This window comes from Streptomyces sp. A01, from assembly GCF_059026195.1.
The window spans coordinates 1-14,666 of record NZ_JBWLKN010000048.1 but is presented as its reverse complement, the minus strand read 5'-3'; the positions used below and the strand labels follow the sequence as shown (position 1 = coordinate 14,666).

At 69.7% G+C, this 14,666-nt stretch carries 8 protein-coding genes; 7 read left to right on the top strand and 1 reads right to left on the bottom strand.

Going from position 1 to position 14,666, the window contains the following annotated elements:
* Window positions 1-483: 483 nt before the first annotated feature.
* Window positions 484-1,833 (bottom strand): 4-aminobutyrate--2-oxoglutarate transaminase, encoded by a 1,350-nt coding sequence (gene gabT / locus AC5P1B_RS34360; protein ID WP_493891943.1) that lies wholly within the window; start codon window positions 1,831-1,833, stop codon window positions 484-486.
* A gap of 519 nt (window positions 1,834-2,352) precedes the next feature.
* Here gabT and AC5P1B_RS34355 point away from each other — a divergent pair.
* The 7 genes from AC5P1B_RS34355 to AC5P1B_RS34325 all read left to right on the top strand — a co-directional run.
* Complete coding sequence (locus AC5P1B_RS34355) at window positions 2,353-4,728, top strand: type IV secretory system conjugative DNA transfer family protein (protein ID WP_493891942.1); 2,376 nt, start codon at window positions 2,353-2,355, stop codon at window positions 4,726-4,728.
* Window positions 4,729-4,908: 180 nt separating this feature from the next.
* Window positions 4,909-6,870 carry a PucR family transcriptional regulator gene (locus AC5P1B_RS34350; RefSeq protein WP_493891941.1) on the top strand — a complete coding sequence of 654 codons (1,962 nt, stop codon included), beginning with the start codon at window positions 4,909-4,911 and terminating at the stop codon, window positions 6,868-6,870.
* A gap of 346 nt (window positions 6,871-7,216) precedes the next feature.
* The gene (locus AC5P1B_RS34345) at window positions 7,217-8,677 is read left to right on the top strand and encodes an aldehyde dehydrogenase family protein (RefSeq protein ID WP_493891940.1); all 1,461 of its coding nucleotides are present in this window, start codon (window positions 7,217-7,219) and stop codon (window positions 8,675-8,677) included.
* A gap of 296 nt (window positions 8,678-8,973) precedes the next feature.
* Window positions 8,974-10,908, top strand: a complete 1,935-nt coding sequence (locus tag AC5P1B_RS34340; RefSeq protein ID WP_493891939.1) for an acyl-CoA dehydrogenase family protein — start codon at window positions 8,974-8,976, stop codon at window positions 10,906-10,908.
* A gap of 410 nt (window positions 10,909-11,318) precedes the next feature.
* Window positions 11,319-12,608, top strand: a complete 1,290-nt coding sequence (gene dxr / locus AC5P1B_RS34335; RefSeq protein ID WP_493891938.1) for a 1-deoxy-D-xylulose-5-phosphate reductoisomerase — start codon at window positions 11,319-11,321, stop codon at window positions 12,606-12,608.
* Complete coding sequence (locus AC5P1B_RS34330) at window positions 12,605-13,906, top strand: M50 family metallopeptidase (RefSeq protein ID WP_493891937.1); 1,302 nt, start codon at window positions 12,605-12,607, stop codon at window positions 13,904-13,906. Before dxr ends, AC5P1B_RS34330 begins: the two co-directional genes overlap by 4 nt.
* Window positions 13,907-14,274: 368 nt before the next feature.
* Window positions 14,275-14,666, top strand: a 392-nt coding sequence (locus tag AC5P1B_RS34325; RefSeq protein WP_493891936.1) for a flavodoxin-dependent (E)-4-hydroxy-3-methylbut-2-enyl-diphosphate synthase, incomplete at its 3' end; no start/stop codon positions are given.

Here is a 14,666-nt window from a genome sequence, read left to right as displayed (position 1 = left end):
AGTGGTGTGCGCCAAGGCGCGTCCGGAACGGGGCTGGGGATGCACCGGGCCGGCGTCGCTCGCAGTCCCCTGCGAGCGAGGTGTTTCTCTCATCTGCGGGAACCGTACGTCAGGCGGGCCATGTCGGACAGGTGGATCACCTGTCCGACATGGCCCCCGCACATCTTCTTCACGAGGCCCTCGTCTCTACGGTCTCCACACGCCCCCGCCGCCCTCCGCGCCCCGCTGCCCTCCATGCTGCCGCGCCTCGTTCGCGTAGCGAGGCGCGGGCCGCCGGGCAGGACGACGTCGGCACACGTGGGCGTCGGTACGAGTGACGAGTGTCGACGCGTGCGCGTGCGCGTGTCCGTTACGACACGCCGACGACGGCGTCCTGTGACGGCGTCGTGCGACGGCGCCACGGCTTGCTGACCGCTGGCGAGCCCCAGGGAGCGGGGCTCGCCAGGGCGCTCCGGCATGGCGCGGCTCCGCAGCCCTCGGCGGTCAGAGCTGGGAGAGGGACTCTTCGAGAATGTCGAGGCCCTCGTTCAGCAGGTCCTCGCCGATCACCAGTGGCGGCAGGAAGCGCAGGACGTTGCCGTACGTACCGCAGGTGAGAACGACGAGTCCGGCGGCGTGGCACGCCTTGGCGAGCGCCCCGGTGGCCTCCGGGTTCGGGTCCTTGGAGCCCGAGCGCACCAGCTCCATCGCGATCATCGCGCCCCGGCCACGGATCTCGCCGATGATGTCGTACTTCTCCTGCATGGCGCCGAGGCGGCCCTTCATGACCTCCTCGATGCGCTTGGCCTTCGCGTTGAGGTCCAGCTCGCGCATGGTCTCGATGGAGCCGAGCGCCGCGGCGCAGGCCACCGGGTTGCCGCCGTAGGTGCCGCCGAGGCCGCCGCTGTGCGGCGCGTCCATGATCTCGGCGCGGCCGGTGACGGCGGCGAGCGGGAGACCGCCGGCGATGCCCTTGGCGGTCGTGATCAGGTCGGGGACGATGCCCTCGTCCTCGCACGCGAACCACTGGCCGGTGCGGCAGAAGCCGGACTGGATCTCGTCCGCGACGAAGACGATGCCGTTGTTGTTCGCGAACTCGACGATCTTCGGCAGGAACCCCTTGGCGGGCTCGATGAAGCCGCCCTCGCCCAGCACCGGCTCGATGATGATCGCGGCGACGTTCTCCGCGCCGACCTGCTTGCTGATCATGTCGATGACCTGAGCGGCGGCCTCTTCCGCGCAGTTCTCCGCGCCCGTCAGCCAGCGGTAGGGATACGCGACAGGAACACGGTAGACCTCGGGCGCGAACGGGCCGAAGGAGTGCTTGTACGGCATGTTCTTGGCGGTGAGCGCCATGGTGAGGTTCGTGCGGCCGTGGTAGCCGTGGTCGAAGACGACGACGGCCTGGCGCTTGGTGTACGCGCGGGCGATCTTCACCGCGTTCTCCACGGCCTCGGCGCCCGAGTTGAACAGGGCCGACTTCTTCGCGTGGTCACCCGGCGTGAGCTTGGCCAGTTCCTCACAAACAGCCACGTAACCCTCGTACGGCGTCACCATGAAACACGTGTGGGTGAGGTCGGCGAGCTGCGCGGAGGCGCGGCGTACGACAGCCTCCGCGCTCGAACCCACCGACGTCACGGCGATGCCGGAGCCGAAGTCGATCAGGGAGTTGCCATCGACGTCTTCGATGACGCCGCCGCCCGCGCGGGCGGCGAAGACCGGCATCACCGTACCGACACCACCAGCGACCGCCGCGCTCTTACGAGCCAGCAGCTCCTGGGACTTCGGGCCGGGGATCGCGGTGACGATGCGGCGCTCCTGCGGGAGGGACGGGCCTCCGGACAGTTCGGTCATGAGGTGCTCCAGGGGTTACGCAGGGAATTACGGGGGCTTTACCTCGCAGGCTAGGGGCGGGGCCGGTAGCGGGGCATGTTCCGTTCGGGAGAAGTGCGGGTGTCGCGTTGTCCGCGGCGGACATAGCGTCGGGTCGGACATAGCGACGCGAAGGGCGCGGCTGCGGGCGGGGTCACGGACGTGTCGCCGTGGGGACACTAGATTGAGCAGCGGCAGACCGCACGGCGCAGGCAAGAGGTTGGCTCGGCGTGGGGCTGGCGGCTGCGTGTGTGGGCTCGCAGCTCGTATGGGTCGCAGCACGGGGCGCTACGGAGCACGGAGCACGGAGCACGGAGCACGGAGCCTGAGTGTTGGGCTTGGGCTTGGGCCAGGCGCCGGCGTGCTTCTGCTGAGGGCACTGGCGCGGCGGTGCCGGTGGGGTGCGAGCAGGGTTGTGGCTTGGTGGTGTGGCCCAGGTGCTGGGCCTGGGCGGTGGGCATGGGCAACGGGCAAGGCTGGTCAGGGGGCAAGGGGCGGCGGATGGATACCGAGGGCACGTACGACTCACGGGGCACGCGTCGGGACTCAGTGCCCCGCCCTGCCGATCCTGAGTGGCCCCCTGCACCCCGCGCGACCCCTCCGCAGCCTTCAGCGGCAACGGGCAGCCCGATGGCGCCTACGCGCCCCGTCACGCGGCCGCAGGTGCCGGAGACTCCCACCACCGCCCCGTATCCGTCGCACTACTCGGGCCTGGAGCCGACGCCTCCGGGCGAGGCGAGGCCGCCGCGACGCCCTGACCACACGCCCCCACCTCCGACGGTGCCGCCCATCGCCCCGCTCGGCGGCGCACCAGCGGCGCCTCCCGTCCCGCCTCGCCCTGCAGTCCCCGGTGCCCCGCCGCAGCAGCCGCCGTTCCTGCAGTGGCTCCGTACCCCTCGCCGACCGGCTGAGCCGGGCATCTGGACGTACGGTCACCGCCCCAAGCCCGCGGAGGAGCCGGACCGGATTCCGACGCGGAGGTTGGTGAGCGGGGCGCTCATCTCGTTGCTGTGCGGATGGTTGTTGTGGTCGTTGCTGTGGTACGGCTACATCGGCAAGTACTTCTTCTGGCCGTTGCTCTTGCTGACACCGGATTCCTGGTACCTCAGCAACGGCAACAAGCTGGCGCGTGAGTGGGCTCAGGGCATCTACATCGCCATCATCGCCGGTGCGTTCATCGCCCTCTTTGGTCGGGTGGGCCACTGGCCGGAACTCGCACATCGCATGTTGGGGCCGGTGCTGAACCGTATGTGGGACGACACCTCCGCCCACCCGTGCCACCCGACCGCTGACCCCGAAACCGACCCCGCCGAGTGGCCCGAGTTGCGGCGGTCCGGGGCGCGGGACGCTGCTGAGCGGTTGGCCTTCGAGGCGCGGTCGGGCCTGATGAACGACGTCGACCATGCCCGCATCGACCGGGCCTGGCAGTTTGTGCGGTCCCAGCCCAGCCGTCTGGCCGCCTTCACCGACACCGTGCTGCGCCATGGAGCCGGGGCCTGTGCGCACCCGTCGGGGGCGCGAGACCTGCCGGTACGTATCGCGCGCCACGACCTCATCGCCCGGCAGGTGCGTCTGGGTACCGCCGTCGACGACTTGCGTAATCCGTACCAGCACCGTGGCGTCGGGCTCGCTCTCGACCCGGAAGTGCTGGGGACCTCGCTGCTGGCGGTGGGTCCGCCCGGGTCGGGCAAGACGGGGCGGCTTGTGGGCCCCGTTGTGGAGGCACTGTGCCTGCAGGCGCTCGCCGGCCAGGTGGCGGTCGTCGCCGTAGGGGCGGCGGGTGCCGGGCTCGGACCCGACGAGGCTTTTGACGTCGTCGTGAAGATCGGCCGCCCCGACTCAGCGTATGACCTCGACCTCTATGGCGGTACGAACGATCCCGACGAGGCGGGCGGCATTCTGGCGGAGGCGCTTCTCGGCGACCTGGCCCTTTCGCTTCCCGGTGGCGACAGTCGTCGCGCCGCGACGGCTATCGCTCAGCTGCTCGGCCCCTTCCGCGCCGTCCACGACCGCTTTCCCTCCGTGCCCGAGCTGCGGGAACTCCTTGACGGCTCCGTTCCGGCCCTCCTTGCCCTCCGTAAGGCGCTGGAAGCGTCGGGACAGCTCGCCCAGGCGCGTGAACTCGACGCCCGGGAGCGCCAGGCCGCCCGGGCGGGGGACTTGGGCACGCTCCTCGCGGAGCGGCTGGCGGTGCTGGACCGGCCCGCCTTCGCCGGGTTCTTCAACACGTCGGGGGAAAGCCGCCCGTTCTCGCTCCGCGCCCTGGAACACCCGCTCCGTGTCCGTATCGACCTGCCCGAACGGGGCCACGCGGAGGCTTCCCGGATGCTGGCCCGGCTCGTCCTCGCGCAGTTCACCGAGTGCGCGGTGAGCCGTGTCGACCGGTCACTGTTCGCCTGCCTGGTCCTCGACGACGCCTCACACACCGTTACTCCCGAAGCGCTACGTGGCATACAGCGCCTCCGCTCCGCCAACGCGGGCACCGTACTCACCTTGCGCACGCTCGACGACGTCCCCGAGGCACTGCGCAGCGCGCTGCTCGGTGCGGTCGGCTGCCGGATGGCTTGCGCCGGGCTGACGACCTGGGACGGTGCGCGCTTCGCCGAGGTATGGGGCAAGGAGTGGGTCGAGACGCGTGACATCACGGACCGGCAGATCATCTCGGATGAGCCGCTGACGAAGGTGCTGCACTTCATCCGGAGCGTGGCGACGGGCAAGGCCGCGACCGCACAGTCCGTGACCGTACGCAAGGTCGAGCGAGAGCGCTGGTCGGCGTCCGAACTGGCGCACTCGGTGCCCGCTGGGCACGCGGTGCTGTCGCTTACGTCTGTACGGGGCCAAAGCGCTCCGCCGGTCCTTGTCGAGCTGAGCGGCTGAGGGGGAACGACACGGCATGGGGCGGTGTGTGTCCTCGGGGCAGCACCGCCTCCTACCTCATCTGGGTTTCCTGGGCATTCCTCCATTGAGGCAGAATCGGAAAGAGCCGTTCGTACGGGACGGCGCACTCCCCGCATCGAAGCTGAAGCGAAGCCGCTCCGAAGCCGCAACGAAGGTGCCATGCCTCCCACGCTCGCCTCACTCGTTCACCACTCCACCCTCAAGCTGACCGTGCTCGCGGGTGCAGACCGGCTGGACACCCCTGTGCGCTGGGCGCATGTCAGCGAGCTGCCTGACCCCGTGCCGTATATGGACGGCGGCGAGCTGCTGCTGATCACCGCGATGAAACTGGACGCCGAAGACGCCGAGGCGATGCGCCGGTACGTACGGCGGCTGGTCGCCGCCGGTGTGGTCGGCCTTGGGTTCGCGGTCGGGGTCAACTACGAGCAGGTGCCGGCGGCACTCGTGCAAGCGGCCACGGAAGCAGACCTTCCGCTGCTGGGAGTGCCGCGCCGTACGCCGTTCATCGCCATCAGCAAGGCAGTCTCAGCGGCTATCGCGGCCGACCAGTACCGGGCGGTCTCCTCAGGCTTCGAAGCCCAGCGTGAGCTGACGCGCGCCGCCATCGGGGCCGAAGGCCCCACCGCTCTGCTGGCCAGGCTGGCCGCCCACCTCAACGGCTGGGCCGCGCTTTACGACGCCTCCGGCGCGTTGGTCGCCTCCGCTCCTGACTGGGCTGCCCGCCGGGCCGCGCGGCTCACGGCCGACGTGGAGCGGCTACGGGCCCGCCCCGCCCCCGCGAGCGCCGTCGTCGGTGACGGAGCGGAGGGCGACGACGACGCCACGGCCGACCGCGTGGAGTTGCAGACGCTGGGCATCGGCCGCCGCACACGTGGCGTACTCGCCGTGGGCACGGGGGCACCACTCGGAACCGCCGAACGCTACGCCGTGCACTCCGCCGTGGCCCTGTTGACGCTCATCACCGAACGCTCTCGGGCGCTCCGGGAAGCCGAGCAACGGCTCGGGGCGGCGGTGCTGCGGATGCTCCTCGCGGGCGAACCCGATCACGCACGGGCGGTAGCCGGTCAGCTCTACGGCGGGTTGCTCGACGCCCCGTTCCGGATGCTTGTCGCGGAGGTGGCACCGGGAGCGCAGCAGCCCCAGCAGACCGCTCCGTCCCCGCCCCGTTCGCCCACCGCGAATGACGTGTCAGTGGCCGCGCCGTCCCATGCGTCCGCAGCGGAGGCGGGGGCCGCCTCGCCACAGCCAGACGCGTCGCCCACGCCGCTCACTTCCTCCACGTCGTCCATGCCGTCCGTGCCGTCGGCGTCGTCCGGGCCGACAGCCGGTCTCAGCGAGCCTGGACCGACGAGACCGGGCGCTGGAGCCACTGCGGGCATCCGCTCGTCGCCGGGCTCGTCCACTGCCCAGAAGCCGGGCACGGCACCGTCCCAGGGAGCAGCGTCCGCGTCACCTGGTGGCACGTCCGCTCCGTCCGCCGCCGACCCGCTTGGGGTCCTCGCGGACTCGGTGGAGTCGGCTTCCGCCCGTACCGGCGAGGCGGTGCTGATCGTCCCGGACGGAGGACGCCTCATCGTGCTCGCCACCGACGGCGGAGCCGCGGCGACGGCTTGCGTCGAATACGCCGAAGCGGTCGAGGCACGGCGCGGCGGCACGGCGCGGCCGCGTGCCCGTACAGGCAAGACCGCGGACGACGGGCTGGTGATAGGGCTGTCCGCTCCCGCCGGCCCGATCGCGGCCGCCTCCGCCTACCGCCAGGCGGAACAGGCGCTGTCCGTGGCCCGGCGTCGAGGACGCGTACTCGTCGAGCACGAGCAGGTCGCGGCCGGATCGGTACTGCCCCTTCTCGCCGACGATGCCGTACGGGCCTTCGCCGACGGCCTGCTGCGGGCCCTGTACGACCACGACGCCACGGGACGGGGCGATCTCGTAGCCAGCCTCCGCGCCTGGCTGTCCCGACACGGCCAGTGGGACGCCGCAGCCGCCGACCTCGGCGTACACCGGCACACTCTGCGGTACCGCATGCGCCGGGTCGAGGAGATCCTCGGGCGCTCGCTGGACGACCCGGACGTGCGGATGGAGCTGTGGCTGGCTTTGAAGGCCACCTCCGCGGGTACGTGACGGCGACGGCTCGACGACGGTAGCGGCAGCGGCAGCGGCACGGCGAGCCTCGCCGGACGCGCCAATCCGGCACGGGGCGGGAGAGGACTGCTACGGGTCGGACAAACGCCGTGCGGGCCCTTGGCCCCTACGGTGGGTGCCAGAGCGTGTCGTAGTACTCCGGTGAGCGATCTGCCCAGGAAGTAAGAGTCCCGGCCAGGCCCGCACCGACTGGACCGGCCGGTCCAAGACGTGCGTGTCGCACGGCCGGACAGCCCGGCCTTCGCCCCGTACGCCGGAAGACTCCACTCGCTCTGTGAGAGACAACCGCACCATCCCCACCACTTCGGAAGGGCCGGGATTCGCTGTGCCAGCTACCAATGAATCTGCCACCCATGCCTTCTGGCTCGCTGGCCGCAAGGCGACCGGCGAGAGCACCTTCGACGTCACCTCCCCCTGGGATGGCCGTCACGTCGGCACGGTGAGCGTTCCCACTGAGGCTCAGGTCGAGGAGGCCGTGGCTGCCTCCGTGTCCGTGCAGGCCGAGTTCGCCGCTACGCCGGCGCATGTCCGGGCCGCCGCGCTCGACCACGTCATGAAGCGGCTTGTGGAGCGCACCGAGGAGATCGCCCAGCTGATCTCGGCGGAGAACGGCAAGCCCATGAAGTGGGCACGAGGAGAGGTCGGCCGTGCGATCTCCGTCTTCCGCTTCGCCGCGGAAGAGGCCCGCAGGTTCAACGGTGGCGACGCACAGCGTCTGGACACCGACGCGGGCGGTGTCGGACGGCTCGCGCTGACGCGCCGCTTCCCTCGTGGCACCGTGCTGGGCATCGCTCCGTTCAACTTCCCGCTGAACCTGTGCGCCCACAAGATCGCTCCCGCCATCGCGGTCGGAGCGCCCATCATCCTGAAGCCCGCTCCCGCCACACCGCTCTCGGGCCTGATCCTCGGTGAGCTGCTCGCTGAGACCGACCTGCCGGCGGGCTCCTGGTCGGTACTGCCGGTGCCCAACGACCGAATGCCCGCTCTCGTCCAGGACGAGCGGCTGCCGGTCATCTCCTTCACGGGCTCCGACAAGGTCGGCTACGCCATCATGGAGTCGGTGCCGCGGAAGCACTGCACCCTCGAACTGGGCGGCAACGGGGCGGCCGTCGTGCTGCCCGACTTCTCCTCCGAGGCGGACCTGGACTGGGCGGCGACCCGTATCGCCACGTTCTCCAACTACCAGGGTGGCCAGTCCTGCATCTCGGTGCAGCGTGTCATCGCGGACGCGTCACTGTACGAGCGTCTGGTACCGAAGATCGTCGCAGCCGTCGAGGCGCAGGTCACGGGTGACCCGTCCGATGATGCGACCGAGGTGGGCCCGCTGGTCAGCGAGGACGCGGCCAAGAGGGTCGAATCGTGGGTTGACGAGGCGGTACGGGCGGGAGCCACGCTGCTCGCCGGCGGCAAGCGCGATGGCGCCTCCTACGCGCCCACCGTCCTCGCTGACGTGCCGGCCGATGTGACGCTCTCCTGCGAGGAGGTCTTCGGCCCCGTTCTGACGCTGAAGAAGGTCGACGGCGAGGCTGCCGCCTTTGAGGCGGTCAATGACTCCAAGTACGGCCTCCAGGCCGGCGTCTTCACGCACGACATGCGCACCGCCTTCCGGGCGCACCGTGCGCTGGAGGTCGGCGGCGTCATCATTGGCGACGTTCCCTCGTACCGGGCCGACCAGATGCCGTACGGCGGGGTCAAGCAGTCTGGTGTGGGCCGTGAGGGAGTCCGCTTCGCAATGGACGACTACACGTACGAGCGCGTCATGGTTCTGACGGGTATCGATCTGTAGTCCGCTAGTCCGCTAGTCCGCTGTCTCGGAGGCTCCGGTGTACGCCCGGGGCCTCCGAGGTGTTTTGCGTGCGCCGGTCCGCTGCCCCGTGCTCCGTGCTCCGTGTGCTGTCCCCTTCTGTTCCCGTTGCCGCGCCGTTCAGTCTTGCGCCACTCGTGCGAGGGGGCTGGTACACACTGCCTGGATCGGGTACATACGGACCAGTAGCACCGGCCGGTAGGGCTGCTCCAGGCAAGGGACTGGGGCGCACGCCGGCCGGCATCGATGCCCCCGACGCCGCGGCGAGGTGAGCCCTCATGACCGCACCATCCACAACGTCCGTCTCCGAGCGCGAAGCGCGCGAAGTGGCAGAGGCTGCTCGGGAGAAGGACTGGCGAAAGCCAAGCTTCGCCAAGGAGCTGTTCCTCGGCCGCTTTCAGCTTGATCTGATCCATCCGTATCCCTTGCCGTCCCAGGAGAGCGCACTGCGCGGTGAGGAGTTCCTCGCCAAGCTCCGCGACTTCTGTGAGACGCAGATCGACAGTGCCCGCATCGAGCGTGAAGCGCGTATCCCTGACGAGACCATCAACGGTCTGAAGGAAATCGGCGCCCTTGGGATGAAGATCGGTACGGAGTACGGCGGCCTGGGCCTCAGCCAGGTCTACTACAACAGAGCTCTCGCCCTCGTTGGCTCCGTCAGTCCCGCGATCAGCGCACTGCTCTCCGCCCATCAGTCCATCGGGGTCCCCCAGCCGCTGAAGATCTTCGGCACCCAGGAGCAGCGGGACACGTTCCTGCCGCGCTGCGCCCGTACCGACATCTCGGCGTTCCTGCTGACCGAACCAGACGTCGGGTCGGACCCGGCCCGTCTCGCGACCATGGCCGTACCGGACGGGGACGACTACGTCCTGGACGGTGTGAAGCTCTGGACCACCAACGGTGTCGTCGCTGACCTCCTTGTCGTCATGGCCCGGGTACCGAAAAGCGAGGGGCGCAAGGGCGGCATCACCGCTTTCGTCGTCGAGGCCGCCGCTGAAGGGGTCACCGTCGAGAACCGCAACGCCTTCATGGGCCTGCGCGGTATCGAGAACGGCGTGACGCGCTTCCACCAGGTCCGGGTTCCCGCGGCGAACCGTATCGGCCCCGAGGGAGCGGGCCTGAAGATCGCGCTGACCACTCTCAACACCGGTCGTCTGTCGCTGCCCGCCATGTGTGTCGGTGCGGGCAAATGGTGTCTGAAGATCGCCCGTGAATGGTCGACGGCGCGCGAGCAGTGGGGAAAGCCGGTCGCCAAGCACGAGGCGGTGGGTTCGAAGATCTCCTTCATCGCCGCGACGACGTTCGCCCTGGAGGCCGTCGTCGACCTGTCGTCCCAGATGGCGGATGAGGACCGGAACGACATTCGCATCGAGGCCGCGCTCGCCAAGCTGTACGGCTCCGAGATGGGTTGTCTGATGGCCGACGAGCTCGTGCAGATCCGCGGCGGGCGAGGGTTCGAGACAGCCGCTTCGCTGGCCGCCCGTGGTGAGCGTGCCGTGCCCGCCGAGCAGATTCTGCGCGACCTGCGCATCAACCGGATCTTCGAGGGCTCGACAGAGATCATGCACCTGCTCATCGCGCGGGAGGCGGTCGACGCGCACCTGTCGGTCGCGGGCGACCTGATCGACCCTGACAAGTCCCTCGGCGACAAGGCGAGGGCAGGGGCCAAGGCGGGCGGCTTCTACGCACGCTGGCTGCCGCAACTCGTGACGGGCCCGGGGCAGCTGCCGCGGTCGTACGCCCAGTTCCACCCGTCCGGGCATCGGGATCTCGCCGTCCATCTCCGCTACGTCGAGCGTTCCGCGCGCAAGCTGGCCCGCTCGACCTTCTACGCCATGACGCGCTGGCAAGGCCGGATGGAGACCAAGCAGGGCTTCCTCGGCCGGATCGTCGATATCGGCGCCGAGCTGTTCGCCATGAGCGCGGCCTGTGTACGGGCCGAGATGCTCCGTACGGAGGGAACACACGGAGCGGAGGCGTATCAGCTCGCCGACGTGTTCTGCCACCAGTCGCGCATCCGCGTGGAGGAGCTGTTCGGCCGGTTGTGGAGTAACACCGACGAGCTGGACCGGAAGGTCGTTTCCGGTGTCCTCAACGGCACGTACACCTGGGTGGAGGAAGGCATCCTCGATCCCAGCGACGACGGTCCCTGGATCGCCGACGCCACGCCGGGGCCCACGCGGACGGCCAACGTGCACCGGCCTATCCGCTGACGCGTTCCCGCCCGTCCGATCCGGCTCGCCATGAAACGGCCGGGCCCCGTGTGACAGACACCCGGGGTCCGGCCGCTCCGTCCCTGAGGGCACGGAGCCTGAGCACGGGGCACGGGGCACGGGGCACGGGGCCTGGGCACGGAGCATGGGGTACGGGGACGAGGCACGGGGCACGGAGCCACGGAGCATGGGGCACGGGGGACGAGGCACGGAGCACGGGGACGGGACCTGGAGCACGGAGCACGGGGCATGGAGTACGGGGGACGAGGCATGGAGCACGGGCGATGGAGCACGGGGCCACGCGGACGGGGCCTGGCGCACGGCGCACAGTCCCGCGCGTCATGGGCATGGCAGAGTCCTACTAGGGGTGCGCCGCCCAATTTCCCCAGGGGAGCGGACACAATGGGGGGATGACGGACTCCCTCGCCACCCCGCATCAGCCCTTTGTCGCGGCCGCTGCCGCCTCCGGAGACCCGAGCGGCCCGCGCTCCATCGTGATCTTGGGCTCCACCGGCTCTATCGGAACCCAGGCCATTGATGTGGTGCTGCGCAACCCCGACCGCTTCCAGGTGACCGGCCTGTCCGCAGCGGGCGGGCGGGTCGGCCTGCTCGCTGAGCAGGCCCATCAGCTGCGCGTGCGTACGGTCGCGGTGGCGCAGCGGGAGGCGGTGCCCGCGCTGCGGGAGGCGCTGGCCGCGCGGTACGCCGGCGAGCCGCTTCCGGAGATTCTGGCGGGGCCGGACGCGGCCACGGAGCTGGCTGGTTCGGAGTGCCACTCGGTGCTCAATGGCATCACCGGTTCCATCGGCCTGGCTCCGACGCTTGCCGCGCTGCAGGCGGGCAGCGTGCTCATCCTGGCCAACAAGGAGTCACTGATCGTCGGTGGTCCGCTGGTCAAGGCGCTGGCCAAGCCGGGACAGATCGTGCCGGTCGACTCCGAGCACTCGGCGCTCTTCCAGGCGCTGATGGGCGGCACGCGCGCCGAGGTCCGCAAGCTCGTCGTGACGGCGAGCGGCGGGCCCTTCCGGGGCCGTAGCAAGGCGGAGCTGACGGCTGTCACACCCGAACAGGCGCTTGCCCACCCCACCTGGGCCATGGGCCCGGTCGTCACCATCAACTCCGCCACGCTGGTCAACAAGGGGCTTGAGGTCATCGAGGCGCACCTGCTCTTCGACATCCCCTTCGACCGCATCGAGGTCGTCGTCCACCCCCAGTCGTACGTGCATTCCATGGTGGAGTTCACCGACGGTTCGACGCTGGCCCAGGTCAGCCCGCCCGACATGCGTATGCCGATCGCACTCGGGCTGGGCTGGCCGGACCGGGTGCCGGACGCGGCCCCGGGCTGCGACTGGACCAAGGCGTCGACCTGGGAGTTCTTCCCGCTCGATGTGGAGGCGTTCCCGTCGGTCGCTCTCGCCCGGCACGTGGGGGAGCTCGGCGGTACCGCCCCGGCGGTCTTCAACGCGGCGAACGAGGAGTGCGTGGACGCGTTCCTCGCCGAGCGGCTGGCTTTCAATGGCATCGTGGACACGGTCGCGGAGGTGGTGTCCGAGGGGCTGGCTTACGGTGCGGTGAAAAAGAGCCATGATGGAACCTCGCTCTCGGTGGCTGACGTCCTGGAAGCGGAGACATGGGCGCGCGCCCGCGCCCGGGAACTGGCCGCACGGGCGGCGACAGCAACCTCGGAGGTACGCGCATGACGACCTGGATGACGATTCTCGGCATAATCGTCTTCGTCGTCGGCCTGCTCTTCTCCATCGCCTGGCACGAGCTCGGCCACCTGTCGACGGCCAAGATCTTCGGCATCCGGGTGCCCGAGTACATGGTCGGCTTCGGGCCGACGATCTTCTCGCGGAAGAAGGGCGAGACGGAGTACGGCGTCAAGGCCATCCCGCTCGGCGGCTACATTCGCATGATCGGAATGTTCCCGCCCGGGCAGGACGGGAAGGTCACCGCCCGCTCCACCTCCCCCTGGCGCAGCATGGTCGAGGACGCGCGGTCGGCCGCGTACGAGGAACTGAAGCCGGGCGACGAGAGTCGGCTGTTCTACACGCGCAAGCCGTGGAAGCGCGTGATCGTCATGTTCGCCGGGCCGTTCATGAATCTGATCCTCGCCGTGGTGATCTTTATCGGCGTGATGATGACGTTCGGTATCAATACCCAGACGACGAACGTCGGCTCCGTCTCGGAGTGCGTGATCCCCGCCTCGGCCAACACGGACACCTGCCCCAAGGGCGCCAAGGACTCCCCGGCGAAGGCGGCCGGGCTCAAGCCCGGCGACAAGATCGTCGCCTTCAACGGCCAGGCCACCCCCGACTGGCAGACCCTCCAGCGTGACATTCGCGACACCACGGGGCCCGCGACGATCACCGTGGAGCGGGACGGGGCGCACAAGACCCTCAAGGCGAACCTCATCAAGAACAAGGTCGCCAAGACCGACGGTGACGGTGGCTACGTCCAGAACGAGTACGTCACCGCTGGCTTCCTCGGCTTCGCTCCGGCGAGCGGTGTCGTCCAGCAGTCGTTCGGTGAGTCGGTGGACCGCATGGGCGACATGGTCGAGTCCGGCGTCGAGTCGCTGATCGCCCTGCCGTCCAAGGTGCCCGACCTGTGGAACGCCGCCTTCGGCGACGCCGAACGGGAGGCCGACTCGCCGATGGGCGTCGTGGGCGCGGCGCGCGTCGGCGGCGAGGTCTTCAACCTCGACATCCCGCCGCAGCAGCAGGTCGCCACGATGCTCTTCCTCGTCGCCGGCTTCAACCTCTCCCTCTTCCTGTTCAACATGCTGCCGCTCCTGCCGCTGGACGGCGGGCACATCGCGGGCGCGCTGTGGGAGTCCGTACGGCGTAAGACGGCGCGTGTGTTCCGCCGTCCCGACCCGGGTCCGTTCGACGTGGCCAAGCTGATGCCGGTCGCGTACGTGGTGGCGGGGATCTTCATCTGCTTCACGCTGCTGGTGCTCATCGCGGACCTGGTGAATCCGGTACGGATCACCTGACGGAGCCGGCGCTGACGGCGCCGGGGCGGCGTGCGGCGGTCCACCTGGCTGCCTTCCGGTCCGCTCCCGGAAACCGGCCGGGCCAGCGCCGTCCCAGGTCTTACGCGACTACGCGGCACGCCTGCTCGTCCGCCGCCACGGAGCGTGCGCCGCGCGTCCCGAGGCATGGCAAGAAACCGACGTGCTTTCGGCACGGCAACACTTCTACGACAACCACATGAAGTCCGGGCGGGGCTCCTCGCCCGGCCGTCGCCTTTCGCGCGAGGTTGGCGGCTTGGTGTGCTGGGTGCTTGCCCCGTGCCGTAATCTCGAAGGCCGGAGCCCGCCGATCTCGGGACCTTGCTACACACCATGGGGTTGCTCGCCAGATGACAGCGATTTCGCTCGGAATGCCGTCCGTACCGACCAAGCTCGCCGACCGCCGTGTCAGCCGTCAGATCATGGTCGGCTCGGTGCCGGTCGGCGGTGACGCCCCGGTGTCCGTGCAGTCCATGACGACGACCGTGACCGCGGACATCGGCGCGACTCTCCAGCAGATCGCTGAGCTGACCGCGTCGGGCTGCCAGATCGTGCGGGTCGCCTGCCCTTCGCAGGACGACGCCGAGGCACTGCCGGTGATCGCGAAGAAGTCGCAGATCCCGGTGATCGCGGACATCCACTTCCAGCCGAAGTACGTGTTCGCCGCGATCGACGCCGGATGTGCGGCGGTACGGGTCAACCCGGGCAACATCCGGCAGTTCGACGACAAGGTCAAGGAGAT